General features: G+C 53.9%; 15 protein-coding genes. 9 read left to right on the forward strand and 6 right to left on the reverse strand.

Going from position 1 to position 14,447, the window contains the following annotated elements; genetic code table 11:
- Positions 1–56: 56 nt before the first annotated feature.
- Both tssA and ACXADJ_RS11385 read right to left on the reverse strand, forming a co-directional pair.
- On the reverse strand, positions 57–1,178 hold the full coding sequence (tssA, locus tag ACXADJ_RS11380; protein WP_475065926.1) for a type VI secretion system protein TssA: 1,122 nt from the start codon (positions 1,176–1,178) through the stop codon (positions 57–59).
- A complete protein-coding gene (locus tag ACXADJ_RS11385; RefSeq protein ID WP_475065929.1) occupies positions 1,178–3,175 on the reverse strand; it encodes a serine/threonine-protein kinase in 1,998 nt (665 codons plus the stop codon). Before ACXADJ_RS11385 ends, tssA begins: the two co-directional genes overlap by 1 nt.
- Before the next feature lie 392 nt (positions 3,176–3,567).
- Between ACXADJ_RS11385 and ACXADJ_RS11390 the strand changes: the two genes are divergently transcribed.
- The 3 genes from ACXADJ_RS11390 (at position 3,568) to tssK (ending at position 6,865) form a co-directional block, all read left to right on the forward strand.
- The gene (locus tag ACXADJ_RS11390) at positions 3,568–4,932 is read left to right on the forward strand and encodes an FHA domain-containing protein (RefSeq protein WP_475065931.1); all 1,365 of its coding nucleotides are present in this window, start codon (positions 3,568–3,570) and stop codon (positions 4,930–4,932) included.
- Between the two features lie 10 nt (positions 4,933–4,942).
- Positions 4,943–5,464 carry a type VI secretion system lipoprotein TssJ gene (tssJ, locus tag ACXADJ_RS11395; protein WP_475065933.1) on the forward strand — a complete coding sequence of 174 codons (522 nt, stop codon included), beginning with the start codon at positions 4,943–4,945 and terminating at the stop codon, positions 5,462–5,464.
- 63 nt (positions 5,465–5,527) lie between these two features.
- Positions 5,528–6,865 (forward strand): type VI secretion system baseplate subunit TssK, encoded by a 1,338-nt coding sequence (gene tssK / locus ACXADJ_RS11400; RefSeq protein WP_028294875.1) that lies wholly within the window; start codon positions 5,528–5,530, stop codon positions 6,863–6,865.
- Positions 6,866–6,942: 77 nt separating this feature from the next.
- Here the strand turns inward: tssK and ACXADJ_RS11405 are convergent, their stop codons facing one another.
- Together ACXADJ_RS11405 and ACXADJ_RS11410 are read right to left on the reverse strand one after the other, a co-directional pair.
- Positions 6,943–7,341 (reverse strand): hypothetical protein, encoded by a 399-nt coding sequence (locus ACXADJ_RS11405; RefSeq protein ID WP_475065936.1) that lies wholly within the window; start codon positions 7,339–7,341, stop codon positions 6,943–6,945.
- Between the two features lie 12 nt (positions 7,342–7,353).
- Entirely contained in the window at positions 7,354–8,040 is a 687-nt protein-coding gene (locus ACXADJ_RS11410) for a hypothetical protein (protein WP_475065938.1), read from the reverse strand.
- A gap of 326 nt (positions 8,041–8,366) precedes the next feature.
- Here ACXADJ_RS11410 and ACXADJ_RS11415 point away from each other — a divergent pair, with 326 nt between their 5' ends.
- On the forward strand, positions 8,367–8,594 hold the full coding sequence (locus ACXADJ_RS11415; RefSeq protein ID WP_028294876.1) for a DUF2798 domain-containing protein: 228 nt from the start codon (positions 8,367–8,369) through the stop codon (positions 8,592–8,594).
- A gap of 42 nt (positions 8,595–8,636) precedes the next feature.
- On the opposite strand, the gene ACXADJ_RS11420 is transcribed toward ACXADJ_RS11415, so the two are convergent.
- Positions 8,637–9,053: a helix-turn-helix domain-containing protein gene (locus ACXADJ_RS11420; RefSeq protein WP_475065939.1), complete on the reverse strand. Its 417-nt coding sequence runs from the start codon at positions 9,051–9,053 to the stop codon at positions 8,637–8,639.
- A gap of 1 nt (position 9,054) precedes the next feature.
- Positions 9,055–10,038 carry a hypothetical protein gene (locus ACXADJ_RS11425; RefSeq protein WP_475065941.1) on the reverse strand — a complete coding sequence of 328 codons (984 nt, stop codon included), beginning with the start codon at positions 10,036–10,038 and terminating at the stop codon, positions 9,055–9,057.
- On the opposite strand from ACXADJ_RS11425, the gene ACXADJ_RS11430 reads away from it, so the two are divergent.
- The 5 genes from ACXADJ_RS11430 to ACXADJ_RS11450 all read left to right on the forward strand — a co-directional run bounded on the left by ACXADJ_RS11430 (position 10,037) and on the right by ACXADJ_RS11450 (position 14,334).
- Complete coding sequence (locus ACXADJ_RS11430; RefSeq protein WP_475065943.1) at positions 10,037–10,378, forward strand: hypothetical protein; 342 nt, start codon at positions 10,037–10,039, stop codon at positions 10,376–10,378. The genes ACXADJ_RS11425 and ACXADJ_RS11430 overlap by 2 nt on opposite strands.
- Before the next feature lie 148 nt (positions 10,379–10,526).
- Positions 10,527–11,624, forward strand: coding sequence for a spermidine/putrescine ABC transporter ATP-binding protein PotA (potA, locus tag ACXADJ_RS11435; protein WP_475065945.1), 1,098 nt, complete (start codon positions 10,527–10,529; stop codon positions 11,622–11,624).
- A 1-nt stretch (position 11,625) separates the two neighbouring features.
- Complete coding sequence (potB, locus tag ACXADJ_RS11440; RefSeq protein WP_475065947.1) at positions 11,626–12,504, forward strand: spermidine/putrescine ABC transporter permease PotB; 879 nt, start codon at positions 11,626–11,628, stop codon at positions 12,502–12,504.
- Entirely contained in the window at positions 12,488–13,288 is an 801-nt protein-coding gene (potC, locus tag ACXADJ_RS11445) for a spermidine/putrescine ABC transporter permease PotC (RefSeq protein WP_475065949.1), read from the forward strand. Before potB ends, potC begins: the two co-directional genes overlap by 17 nt.
- Positions 13,285–14,334 carry an extracellular solute-binding protein gene (locus ACXADJ_RS11450; RefSeq protein ID WP_475065952.1) on the forward strand — a complete coding sequence of 350 codons (1,050 nt, stop codon included), beginning with the start codon at positions 13,285–13,287 and terminating at the stop codon, positions 14,332–14,334. The genes potC and ACXADJ_RS11450 overlap by 4 nt, the downstream gene beginning before the upstream one ends.
- Positions 14,335–14,447 lie beyond the last annotated feature (113 nt).

A 14,447-nucleotide genomic window follows, 5' to 3' on the forward strand; every position in this document is an offset into this window, starting at 1 on the left:
GTTGGTTCCCCTAACAGTCGTTCTACAAGGTTGTTTTTGAGGTTGCCGGTTTCCGTTTACTGGCCGGTATCACCGGGTTGAATACCGGACAGAGTCTGAAATTTCTGGCGCGCGCCATCGTCCGGAATCAGCTGGGCAATCAGCTCCGGCAACGACAGTTCACTCCAGCGGATGATTTGTTCTATCGAATAGGAAATGGGCGAATGGGGCTCGGACTCACGGAAATAGTCCGCCACTCGCTGCAGGGTTTTAACGGCATCGCGACGGTTGCCAATAACGCTTGGCAGTGCCGCAGGCTGCGCCGTTACCACCACTTCTTCACCGGATTCAGCGTCCACGGTGACCACCTCCTCGACGGGTTCTTCTTCCTTCAGGCGATCGCCAGCGACGTACATCAGCATTTGCTGACAGGCCTTGAGGGTGTCGGCAATTTGCACGGTTGGCTGCGGATCGTCGTTGGCGTATTCATCGACGATTTGCTGGAACAGCTCGTAGGCGTCGATGGCTTCCTGCAACTGGTTGCGGGTCATTTTCAGGAACGGCACCGAGGTACCGGCAGAAATGGCTTCCAGTTCGGCTTTCGACAACACGCCTTCTTTCAGGCGGGCGTCTTTTTTCTTCTGGTCGACCATGCGGTCGGTTTCCAGCGCCTGTTCGTACTGCCACATGGCCACCGGGCCAGACATGTCGCTGTCAGCAATCGGGATCGACTTGATCGGTACAATCAAGGCACCTTCGTTGCCGTAGCCGTTGAGGCCAATCAGCGGTCCGAGCTGGGTCATCAGGCCGTCTTCGTCCGGCTTTGGATGCAGCTGTTCACCGAATTCCCGAATCAGTTTGGCGGCCAGCAAATAGCCGCGCGCCAACCCCTGAAACCCGTACTGACGAGTCAGAGCCTCGATGTACCAGGCAACCATTTCGATGTCTTTACTTTCGCCAGACAGCACACCGGGCACACGCTCCAGAATGACTTGCCAGTCGGAGGCATCAATAAAGTTCTGCTCGCCACTCTGGGAAGCCGAACGTTCGCCATTGCGCGCCAGCGTCCGGGCGTCGCGCAACAGCTGGTAGCTGGAATCCGGCGCGATGTTTTCGCGCAGGTCTTCGCCGGTCATGCCAAACGGCGACTCCAGCGGGTCCAGCAGGTCGTTAATCGCCTCAACTGAAATACAGCTCATCAGGAAGCATCTCCTTCAACGATGGTGTTGGTTACAGGGTTTTGCGCCGCCACAATCGACTGCTTGAGTTTGCTCATGGTGGCGTAGGAATCGCGGAAGCCGCGCTTCTTGTGGTATTCCAGCTTGCTGTCGAGTTTGCGAATGGCCGTACCGGTCATGTCCTGGAACAGCTTCGACTGCGGTGGCATGTTGTACTGCTGAATAATCTTGTCGAGACGCTGCCAACCGGCGCTGATTTCGCGGTCGAGCCAGGCATCCGACATGGCTTTCATGGCGCTTGGCAACTCGTTACCGACGAAATAACGCACGGCGTCGTCCGGGTATTCCGCTACAGACGGATCAGCTGCGGCTCCGGTCAGATAACGGGAGATAGCCAGACCCGCGTCAATCTCGTTCTGCGGATATTCGCCCCACACGGCCTTCACCTGTGGGTACTGCTGTTGCAGGGCTTCGGCAAAGTCGTACAGACCCGCCAGCGCATAAAAATCCTGCTGCTCGACGCTGCGGGAAACATCCGCCAGATAGCCTTCCAGATAGGCGTCATCCCAAGGGAACGAGGCTTTCAATTCATCCAGACGGGCCTGAGCCTGCAGAATGGTTTGTGCAGACTCGGCGCTGTAATCAATGCCCGACCAGGACTGTGCCATCTGATAGCTGTACAGATCGACCAACTGCTCATGGCGCTGGGTCACCTGACGACGTAATTGATCCAGCTGCAAGGAATCGGGGAAGTAGGCTGCCACTCGGTCGATCTCGTTGGTCAGCGCCTGAAAATCCGGAATTTCATCGCCTTCCGAGAACGACAACGCGGTATCAATCGAGGTTGCCAGTGGTGCCACAAACAAAGGCTTAACCTGCTGCAACAAGCCAGCATCGACACCGTCCAGTTCAGACACATGCTGCAATCGCTGAGCTGCCGCCATGGCTTCAAAACGGGCTACAAATTCGCCCGCGGCCAACTGCTGGCCCCAGGCACTTTCCAGGTGCGACTGATGAGTCAGGTGTTGATCTACATAGCCCTTAACCCAAACACCGCCAGCACCCAGCAATGCAACCACACAGATGCCCGCCGCCATGCCCGGCCAAACACGGCGCGAGGCATTCCACAAACGATGAAAACGAGCCACCGAGGCGATGCGCTTGTCGCGATCCACCTGCAAGGCGTTGCGCAGCACCATCCAGCTCCAGATGTTCATTCCAGCGGGACGAGAGGGCTTGTCGGCATCGGTCAATTCGTTCGAGGCCTTGCGGCCAAACGGGTGAGCGCCGGTGAGCATTTCGTAAAAGATACAGGCCAGCGAGAACACATCATCCGCCGGAGCTGCTTCGAGCGAGCGAGCAATATCCGGACTGGCGTAAGACAGGGTGTAACCGTACAGCGACGATTCTTCGCCAACATTGGATTTACCCACTGCAGCCACCTGAATAAACGAGCGCGCGGTGGCAAAATCGATCACCTTGACACTACCGTTCTCCAGAATCAGCACGTTACTGGGCTTGATGTCGGAATGAATCACGCCCTCAGCATGGGCATATTCCAGCGCCTGGCACATTTCGGTAAAAATTCGGCAGGCTTTCTGGCGACCAATACCGCCATCCGGCGAACGCTTCAGCAGTTCCGATAGCGGCTCACCTTCCAACAACTCCATGGACACATACGAAAGCTCATCTTCCTTATGAAAATCAAACACTCGCACGATATTAGGATGCGACAAATGGCGCGTTGTCAGGGTTTCATAAAATGTTAAATCTTCCGCATATCCAGCCATCTCTGGCTTAATGACCTTAATAGCAACATGACTTTGCTCGTCATTCGGACCGGTAATTGCGAGCATATCGCGGGCGCGATATATGAGACTGGTCCCACCTTCCGAAAGGCGTTTCATCAACAGGTAACGACGCCCCAGAACATCACCTTCCTGCGGTGTTTCACGAGTGTCGTCGGATTCAGGAGAAACCCCGAAAACCTTAGTATTTTCAATAGCTTCCGTACTCATATCAGTCTTCAGAAAGGTTTTTGAACATTGAAGAAACGTGCGTCCATCGCATTGCGTCCGCACTGGGACGAGGCCGTATTATTAGTACTACGACGAACAATTTCACGCCTTTAAATGTAAAAAGAATCGAATAATAGACGCACTTCTCAAAACGAAGGTTCAATATAAAACCAGCTAACACTTTCAATAAAAACCACGTCACACCCTGCTTGCCAACTGGATTCGACTTGCATATCGTCAGCGCACAATTTGATATAAATATGGCTATCGAGTCACATATTCGATGTGATTCAGGTCACAACCAGAAACCGTCCGATCCGGGTAATCAAAGAGCACCTGGGACGATGCAGATGGATATTGTTCAAGAACTGTAAGGGTATAGTCGGAAGCAAATGGAATTAAAACTTGTCGCCCAACGTACGGATAACGGATTCAGACAGGAAGTCCCACTGGGCACCAGCGACGTAAAAATCGGCCGCAACAGCGACTGTCAGCTGACCCTTCCTTGCGACCAGAAAATCGTTTCCCGGGTGCACGCCATTGTGCACTTCAACAACGGCCACCATGAGCTGGCCGATGCCGGTTCCGCCAATGGCGTTACCCTGGTCAGCAAAGGCACGCAACTGGACCCACAACGGCCACACCCTCTGTCTGAAGGTGAAGAGTTTGCGATTGGTCAGTTCCGCATTCGGGTAGAACGCGTACAAGCGGCTAAGTCATCTCCAACGGCTAACCCCGGCTCAACAGCCAGCGCCGGTCAGGCCATTGCCACTGCCAGCGAAGCGGTTGCCCGTCAGCAGCCACTGCCGCGTCCCGGCGGTGTATCCCGCACACTGGGTCGCCAACAGCCGGAACCCAAGCCAGCAGCACCGGCCGCTGACATACCGTCAGCCATTGCCGACACAAACACAGACAAACGGACCAGCACCGAAGCCAAACATGAGCCAATTGGCGACCCGTTTGCAGCCCCCAAGGAAGAGCCTGCGGTATTCACTGCCAACAGCTCCGATCATTTTGCGCCGCCATCAATCACCATTCCGGATGACTGGGATCTGGACGGCGTGGCTGAAACCGCCACCGCCAAACCCACCGAACAAACCCTGCAACTGCAACAGCAAGAGAAAAAACGTCAGGCAGACGTGCTGTCGTTCAACCAGCAACAGCATCGACTGGTGGCCTCGCTGCTGAAAGGTTTACATGCCGGCGACCAGTTTCAGGCCGCCGACATCAATGGCGAACAATTGGAAGTGGTTGGCCAGACCCTGCGGGTACTGGCAGATACCGCGCTGAAAGCCCTGCACGGCCACCGCGAAATCAAGTCACGCCTGTGCCTGGATGCACCCGCGGTAGAGCGGGAGCTCAGCAAGGACCCGATTTACAACATCAGCAACGGCGATGCCCTGCTGAACATCCTGCTGGATAACCGTCACCCGCAGCAGAAAGACATTCCGGCCATGTTGCTGGAAAGCATGGAAGCGCTGATCGAAGACGAACAGGTGCTGGAGCAAACCACCCTGCACGCCTTTGATCAGGCCATTGATGAACTGTCTCCGGCGCGTGTGCAGCAACTGATGGAAACCCAGTCCGAAGCCGACAGAACGTCCATCAGCTTCAAACACAAGCTGTCGCCGGGCGCTGCCAAATGGTCGTTCTTTGAAGACCACTGGCCGAAGGCCGGTGATCGCATTCGCCAGGACATTCACAAGACGTTTGAAAAACGCATCTTGCAACTCACCGCTCGTCGAGCCAAACGATAGTGCCGGAACTATGAAAACACTGCCCCATTATCTGCTGTTAAAGGCCCTGATTCTGATTAGCCTCGTGATGTCGGGCTGCACCGTGGTGAAAACCGTGTGGAAGCCCTACGACGAAATCGAGCTGATTGCCACGCAAGACGTCAATCCTGATGGCAATGATCGGGCATCTCCTATCCAGCTGCGCATTTACCAGCTGACGTCCCGTACTACCGTCGACAACCTTGAGTTCGACGAACTCTACTTCAACGGCGAAGCACTGTTGTCGGACGAACTGCTGAGCCTGGACGAAGTGATCCTGCAACCGGGCGAAAGCCTGTCACGCAAGATCGCCCTGCAAGACAGCGCGGGTTTTATTGCCGTGGTCGCTGCCTTCCGCAACCTCGACACCAGTAAATGGAAGTTTGTGTACGACGTTCACGACTACGGTCACTACCGTCATCCGGTCACCATCGAAGCCAACAGCATCCGCGCTGGCCGTCCGCATATCGATGAACCGGTTACCGAACAGGAATTGAGCAACGGCGCCAAATAAGCGCCGCTTTCAGGTCTTCGCACTCCGCAAGGATTCACCCGCTACACCGAATGGAATGAACCCATGAGCAACGACAACAAGGTCGCCTGGCTGGAAAGCCTGTATCTGTTTCCGCACCACTTCCAACAGCAGGAGCGCTATCTGGAAGCCCGCATTGAACAACGCTCCCGCGCCATCGCCCCGTTTATGTGGGGTTATCTGGATCTGATTCTGGACCTTGGCCTGCTGAACAACGGCCAGGTTGGTCTTTCCCGGGCCCGAGGCATCATGCCGGATGGCTGCCCGTTCGAGCTGCCGAAAGACGCCTCGCTGCCGCAACCGCTGGAAATTGACCGCGACGTGCGCAACCAGCTGGTGTACCTGACTTTGCCCATTTATCAGCCCGGTAACAAATACGTTGCCGGCCATGAAGAAAGCGACAGCATCACCCGCTACGGCATCCAAACTCGCGATGTATACGACTACAGCAGCGACAACAACGACAGCGAACCGCTCGACCTCGCCAGCCTGCAATTCCGACTGGCGCTGGAACGCGAAGAACTGGGCGGCTTTACCACCCTGCCAGTGGCGCGCATTCAGGAAGTCACCGCCGAAGGCGCGGTGATCATCGACAAGCACTACATCCCGCCAGTACTGGCGGTACGCTGTAACGGCCAGCTGCAACACTTCCTCACCAACACCATTGGACTGGTGAAACAACGTGCCGACGTGTTGTCGCATCGGTTCGCGGCCTCCAACCAGGAAGGTGGCTCATCGGCCATTGCCGACTTCATGCTGCTGCAAATGCTCAACCGCTACGAGCCACGCCTGCGCCACATGAGTCAGGTACCGCAATTCCACCCGGAAGCCATGTACCGCGAACTGCTGGGGCTGGCGGGCGAGCTGTCGACCTTCACCACCCTCGAGCGACGCCCCAAACTGGAACCGGACTACCAGCACGACAACCTGCAGGAATGTTTCCGACTGGTGATCGACCACCTCGGCAAATACCTCAGCACTGTGCTGGAACAAACCGCCATTCCGCAGAAGATCGAAAAGCACAAGTACGGCATCTACGTATCACGCATCGCCGACCACAGCCTCATCAACCAGGCGCGCTTTATCCTGGCCATCAAGGCCGATATGCCAACCGACAAACTGCGTGAATACATGCCGAAGCATGTGAAAGTGGGCTCGGTAGAAACCATCCGCAACCTGGTCAACAACCAGCTCAGCGGCATTGGCTTGTCGGTGATTCCGGTCGCGCCACGGGAAATCCCATACCACACCGGCTTTGTTTACTTCGAACTGGATAGCCAGGGCGAACAGTGGCAATCCCTCAAAACGGCCGGCGGCTTCGCCTTCCATATCGCGGCAGAACAGGAAGGTCTGGAAGTCGAATTCTGGGCGATCCGGCAGTAACCCACGCGCACTAATTGCTCCAGAGACCCTGCCCCTGACCTTTCACATAAGGTCAGGGACAGGCTTTGTCGAAGCAATCACTCCAGCTCAGCCTCGATTCTTGCTTTGGTTCTTTTAAGACGTTCAGTAACAGCAGGCATGATGTTTTCCTCAATCTGATGATTCAGGTACTGAACTGCATCGGGATAACTGACCAGCCGATAGTCCAACTGCTGCGCCGGAATCGTTTTGAACTTCTTTTGAAAAAGATCGCTGTCTCCTTCAAACACAACAACGCGAATATCAAACTCTTCATCCGGGCCAGATACAAAATCCTGCCACTGCCAGACCTGCATACCGATAAGCTCATAAGCCATCGCCTGTGGGCCGAAGTCCTCATATTCCAAAACAACATAATCAGGGTTGTGTTTTCCAGAATAAGCTGTACAGCCATTCAATAAAACCAGCAATATCAGAATGACAAATCTGCTAACCATAATCTATTACCTTCACCCACACTTTAAAGCGGATGTTTGCGACAGGTTAATCGCTTGGGCTGGCGGAATAATGATTGCTCCACTTAACCACGGAAAGTCGCGGAGATCGGTCGCTTCATATAGACCGGGTCCAACTTTATCCCAGTGCACCTCGTACACTTTTCCCAGAGAGAAAACCCATGTATGCATACCTCCTTTTGAAATTCCAAAGCCAAACTTAACTTTCTCCAAGCTACTGATATCTATAGAGTTTAATTTCGTGAGTGCTTTTCCAGCAGCATAGGGGTTATCAACGGGTGTTGGAGAGTAATTACGCACCGCATAGCTTAGGGGGATTTGGTAGTAGCGACACGTTTTGCTGGCAACATGACTAGTGTAAGGGTGTTCATTTAGCCCGTCGCTGGGAATTCGTGAATCAGGATTTATATATATCGCTTTCCAGTTTTTATCATTGACTAGGTACTTAGCCAAATCGACACCTTTACTACCATACTTCCAGACTGCTTTTGACGCATTCTGGTCTCCAGTTTTTTCGAATGCAAAGCTCAAAACTCTCAATGAGTATGTAATACAGTCTGTAGCAACATAGTCTTTATATTTTTCAGGTTCGACTCTTTTCAGCACACTTCCGACTTCATGGGAGTGATTTTGATAGAGGTCTTTCAGTTTTTCAAACGCGTAGTCAGAGTAATTTTTCATATCCAATTCCTATTGATATATAGAATTTAAGATATTGAAAAGTTTTGGAGTTTTCTGATAACCCAGTATCAATTCAATCATTCATCAGCCCCCCTATTGTAAGTATCAATTTGTTGAACCATGAAAACCAACCCTTGACCTCAAGTTAACTTGAACTCATAGAATCGTTTTCCTGTTCTTTCAGGAGAAAACACCATGAGATTTTTCAGGCTCAGCCTTTCACCCCACCATTCGACGGGCGCTTTCCTCTTTGCATCAAAGCAGTCACGACCTCAACCACAGTGCAATCCAATGCCATTGAGCACTATCAGAAAAGGAGTCGTACGATGATTCCCAAACGCTATGAGCAGGTTTTGTTTGTGCTGATTCTGTCTTGTTTGATGTCGTCGATTGTATCGGCGGTGAGTACGGTTCGGGCTGCGGGTATGACGGATCAGTTTCTGTGGTTATGGAGCAGCGCCTGGGGTGCGTCCTGGCTGGTGGCGTTTCCGATTGCCTTGCTGGTTGTGCCGGTCGCCAGGCGTCTGGTACAGCGTTTGGTTGCCAGTCACTGACCAGCTCTCACCTCGCTGCAAACATGGTAATACGGCCCGGGGTCAGGCCCCGGACTTGCGATTGCGGTTACGGCGAAACACCAGTTTCATCAAACGTTGGAAAACCGGACATTCGAAGTGATTCGGAGCCGGGCAAGCGGCCGCGTGCAACAGGCCGTCGCGCACTTCCGTCAGCTGTTGAATTTGCTCGTCCAGCTCTGCTGCACGGCGAATAAGGGTTTGCCGGTTGATATCAGGAAACCGTTGGTCGGCAAGCATGGCAGCGCTTTCGTCGAGGCTGAATCCGGCGGTGCTGCCCATGGAGATCAGAGCCAGGCGTTGCAGCACGTCGGGGTCGTACAGGCGTTTGATGCCTTTGCGGCCCACCGATTGAATCAACCCTTTTTCTTCGTAGTAGCGCAGCGTTGAGGCGGGCAGCCCGGATTGACGCGCTACCTCCCCGATTTCCATGCTGATCATGTTATTGCTCCTTCGCACAGTGGCTTTTGCAGGGCAGCGCATAGCGCTCCAGCCAGCCATCGACTTGCTGCTGTACCCGGCCTCCGGCGATGGCAGCACGCTCGCGCATTTGCTGATGCCAATCCGGGTCGTTGGTGGCAGCCGGAGCCAGTGGTGCATCCCGGTATTCCGGACCAAGGTAAAGGTAGGCGTCGGCAACGTCGTTCAACACATGGTGATTGCTGGCGTCGATTCGACGGGAATATTCCGTGAAAGGTTGTTGCCCCAGTGATGAATCCTTTAGTAGCAATAGCGCCGGTGACCGGGTTTTGCCAACCAGATTCTCGCTGTCATCCAGTTGCGGCAGCACCACAAAGAGGTTGTTCCGACCAATCCGGTCGCCCAGCAAGCTGACCAGTGATTCAAATGGCTGACCAGTAGGTTTTCCCATCAACTGAATCGGTTGTTTGAACATATGAAAGGTGCCAAACAGCAGGATGCCTTTGCGGTGTTTATCCACTATTTGTTGCTGAATGCGTTCGGCGTAGGCCGGTTCGCGGTCTTTGCCCCAGGCAACCCACTCATCATGCGTGAGGGTATTCCAGTCAAAAGCAGGTTCGGCCAACACCAGCCGAATTTTGTGGCTTCGTTGCTGGTTGAGCTGACGTAAACCGACCACAAAATCTTCGTACACCTGATACTGCCAGGCCATAAAGTAGAGCGTGTCGCGCCAGATTGCCCGCACCTCTTGCAGTGGAATATCGTCACCGTCCAGCAGGTAGCGGTCGGCCAACGCCTGATGCTTGGCATTGCCCATCTCGACGGCAATGTCGTCCACCTGATTCCATACCTGTGGGTCTTGCAGTGCAGCCAACAGATACGGCACAACCTGCTGACTGCCGTGCACATCGCCCAGCGCGACCAGCGAGTGATGTTGAAGAGCGTCACTGATCCATTCGGGATCAGGCTCGACGGCCACTGCCTCGTGATCGGCTGTGGCGGTCATGGCTGTATCGGTGGAGGTTGTAGGCGTGCTACAGGCAGATAGCACAGCCAACAGACTGGCTAGCAAGGCAAAGAGAGCGGGTGTTCGTATGGCAACAGGCATGGGGATGTCTTACTTATTGAAAATAATTCTCACTATAACCAAATTCGATTATCTTCGGCAGGCACAGAGCCCATTGCTGGCGGGAACATTCTGTCCACTAACCGTCTGCTATCAGCACCACCAGCAACGTGCGGCACAGATGCCTGCTGCCGTGATTGAGTTTTCTTGCATCACAAGTAACGGCTGTTATAGTCGCGCGCTCTTCGTTCCCGCCGATGCCGCACGCGAAGAAATTTGATGGAACTGATGTCCGCTTGTGTGTCAGAAGTTTGTCAAGAAGTCCGCCAGATCGGGCTTAAGATTCCGAGCCAATTACGCAGATTGTCAATGGTCGGTCTGCTAGAGTTGGCTGATAATTAACCTTTTTCGGCAGGGAGTGTGCTCGCGTGAGTTCCTCTTCGTTTTTATCACTGAAACAGGTCACCAAGCGGTTTGAATCCCAGGCGGTGCTGAACGACTTTGACCTGAACATCCGGGATGGTGAATTTTTTACCATTCTTGGTCCTTCCGGTTGTGGCAAGACCACGGCCCTGCGCCTGATTGCTGGCTTTGAAAGCCCGGACGAGGGCGACATCCTGCTGGATGGTCAAAACATCACTCATCTGGATGCCGAGAAGCGTCCGACCAATACGGTGTTCCAAAGCTACGCCCTGTTCCCCCACATGACGGTATTCGACAACGTGGCGTTTGGCCTGAAGATGTCGAAAGTGCCCAAGGCCGAAATGCGCAAGCGTGTGCAGGAAGCTTTGGCGGTGGTGCAGTTGTCGGACTTTGAACAGCGTAAACCGCATCAGTTGTCCGGCGGTCAGAAGCAACGGGTAGCCATTGCCCGTGCCATTGTGAACCGCCCCAAAGTGCTGCTGCTGGACGAGTCACTGTCGGCGCTGGACTACAAGCTGCGCAAGCAAATGCAGTACGAGCTGAAGCGCATTCAGCGCCAGCTTGGCATTACCTTTATCTATGTGACCCACGATCAGGAAGAAGCCCTGTCGATGTCGGACCGAGTATTGGTGATGCACGACGGCCAACCACAACAAGTAGGCACTCCACGGGAAATCTACGAGTCCCCTTGCAACCTGTTTGTGGCGCGCTTTATTGGCGAGATCAATGTCTTCGACGGCACCATTACCGAGTGTCTGGAGCCACAACGCTATCAGGCCACGATCCATGGCAAGCAATGGCCGCTGAACACTGCGCAAACCTTGCAGGTAGGCGACAAGGTACACGTGCTGCTGCGCCCGGAAGACCTGCGTATTGAGTACATGGAAGACGAAACCGACGGCCTTATTGGTGAAATTGTTGAAAGCAATTACACCGGCAAAACCCTCGATTCCATCATCCAGCTGGAAGACGGTACCCACCTGATGGCGAGTGAGTTCTTCAATGAAAACGACCCCGACTTCTCCTACAAGCTGAAACAGCGCGTTTGGGTGAACTGGGTGCATGGCTGGGAACACGTCATCAAAGCGGATGAGCAGTCCTGATATGAATGCGCTTCTGGCTCACATCAACTTCCGTAAGCTGGTCATCACCCTGACCATCAGCTGGCTGGGGATTTTTGTCCTGATGCCACATCTGATGGTGGTGGGCACCAGCTTCCTGACCCACGACAGCGATCACTTTTCCAGCATGCCGCTGACGCTGGAAAACTACCGTCAGGTGCTTGATGCCACCTACGCGGGGGTGTTCTGGAACAGCCTGGTGCTGTCGGGCATTACCACCGTGATTGCCTTGCTGATTGGCTATCCATTCGCCTACCTGCTGTCGCGCATGGGCCGCGTCAGCCGCACGGTATTGCTGTTTATGATGGTGATTCCGTTCTGGACCAACAGCCTGATTCGTATCTATGCCATCAAAATGCTGCTGGGCAAAAAGGGCCTGTTCAATACCGTGCTGGTGAGTACTGGCATCGTCGATAAACCCTTGCAGCTGCTCTACACCGACTTTGCGGTGATCTTCGGGCTGGTGTACATCCTGCTGCCGTTTATGGTGCTGCCATTGATGGCCAGCTTCGACAAGCTGGATCAGTCGCTGATCGAAGCCGGGCGGGATCTGGGTGCCAATGCCTTCCACCGCTTCAGCCAGATTATTCTGCCACTGACCATGCCAGGCATCGTTGCAGGCTGTCTGATTGTGTTCCTGCCAGCCATGGGCATGTTCTATGTGGCCGACCTGCTGGGCGGAGCCAAGAGCCTGCTGCTGGGCAACATCATCAAGAACCAGTTTCTGGTCGCCCGCGACTGGCCGTTTGGCTCGGCCTTCAGTGTGTTCCTGATTGTATTAATGGGCGCCTTGTTATGGGTTTACTACAAAGCCAACCAGTATGTGCAGAAAAAAGGAGGCATGGATGACCAGAACCTCTAAATCCCGCACATTCAGCAGCGTATTCCAGTGGCTGTTTATCGGTTTGGTGTTCCTGTACCTGTATTTGCCGATGGTCATTCTGGTGACCAACTCGTTCAACAAATCCAAGTACGGTCATAAATGGAGCGGCTTTTCGTGGAAATGGTACGAAAAGCTATGGGAAAACGATTCCATGATGCAGGCCTTTGGCCACTCGCTGCTGATTGCCGGACTGGCGGCCACCGCCGCCACTCTGATCGGCACGCTGATGGCACTGGCCATTCATCGTTACAAGTTTCCGCTGAAAAACACCGCCAGCTCGATGCTGTTTGTGCTGATGATGTCGCCGGACATCGTTCTGGCGATCACGTTTCTGATTATCTTTATTGCGCTGGGCATTCAGCTGGGCTTCTGGTCATTGCTGATTGCGCACATCACCTTCTGTTTGCCCTTTGTGGTGATCACCGTGTATGCGCAAATGAAGAATATGGACCCGAATGTGCTCGAAGCCGCCAAGGATCTCGGCGCCAGCGAGTCACAAATGTTCCGAATCATTATATTACCCATATTGGCGCCCGCCGTTCTTGCCGGCTGGCTGCTAAGCTTCACGTTATCGTTGGATGACGTAATCATCAGCTCGTTCGTCACCGGGCCGGGCTTTGAAATTCTCCCGATACGCGTGTTTTCCATGGTGAAAGTGGGTGTATCACCTGAAGTAAATGCATTGGCAACCATCCTGTTGGTGATGTCACTGACACTGATTGCCGTCACCACTTATCTGATCAAAAGGCAGAACCCACAATGACTTTGAACTCGCTGTTTCGTAATGCCACCGCAGCCGCCGCGCTGTTGGTTGCCGCTACCACCCAGGCGGCCAACGACAAGGTGGTGATCTATAACTGGAGCGAATACGTTCCGGAAGGCGTACTGGAAGAATTCACCGAAGAGACCGGCATCGAGGTGGAATACAACACCTACGAAAGCAACGAGGTAATGTACTCCAAGATCAAGATCCAGAATGCCAAGGGCTACGACGTGATTGTGCCGTCGTCCTACTACATCTCGAAAATGGCCCGTGAAGGCCTGCTGGCCAAGCTGGACCACAGCAAGCTGCCCAACATGGATCACCTGTATGGCACCCTGCTCGACAAGCCATACGATCCGGGCAACCAGTACTCCCTGCCGTACACCTGGGGCAGCACCGGCATTGGTATCAACACCGACGACATCGACAAAAACAGCATCACTGGCTGGAAAGACCTGTGGGACAGCAAGTGGGAAAACAGCCTGCTGCTGACCGACGATGTTCGTGAGGTGTTCCAGATGGCACTGGCGGTACAGGGTCACTCCGCCAACACCCGCGATCCACAAGAGATCAAGCAGGCATTTGAGCTGCTGAAAAAGCTGATGCCAAACGTACTGACCTTCAACTCCGACGCCCCACGCGAACCCTACATGGCGGGTGACGTTAGCCTGGGCATGATCTGGAATGGCGAGGTCATCATGGCGCAGGAAGAGATGCCAGAGATCCAGTACATCTACCCGAAAGAAGGTGTGATTCTGTGGGTCGACAGCTTTGCAATTCCGGCTAATGCCGAAAACAAGGACGCAGCACACCAGTTCATCAACTTTATGATGCGCCCGGACATTGCCGTTCGCACGGTTGAATACACCGGCTACGCCACCGCCAACAAAACGGCGATTCGTCAGCTCGACCCGGAAACCCGTGGTAACCCGACCATTTTCCCAACCTGGGAAGTGATCAACCGTGGTGAGTTCCAGGAAGACGTGGGCGATGAAGCAACCGCCCTGTTCAACCAGTACTGGGAAGAACTGAAAGCCGGCATGTAATTCCAGCTCCGGTCAAAATCCCGGCTTCATCACCGTGGATTCAGAACCCCCAAAAAGAGAAGTTCCGGCTTCTCTTTTTTGGGGTTCTCTTTCTCCAGTTTCTCTTTTTCTGG

The sequence above is a fragment of the Oceanobacter sp. ABM4_470 genome (assembly GCF_056158645.1).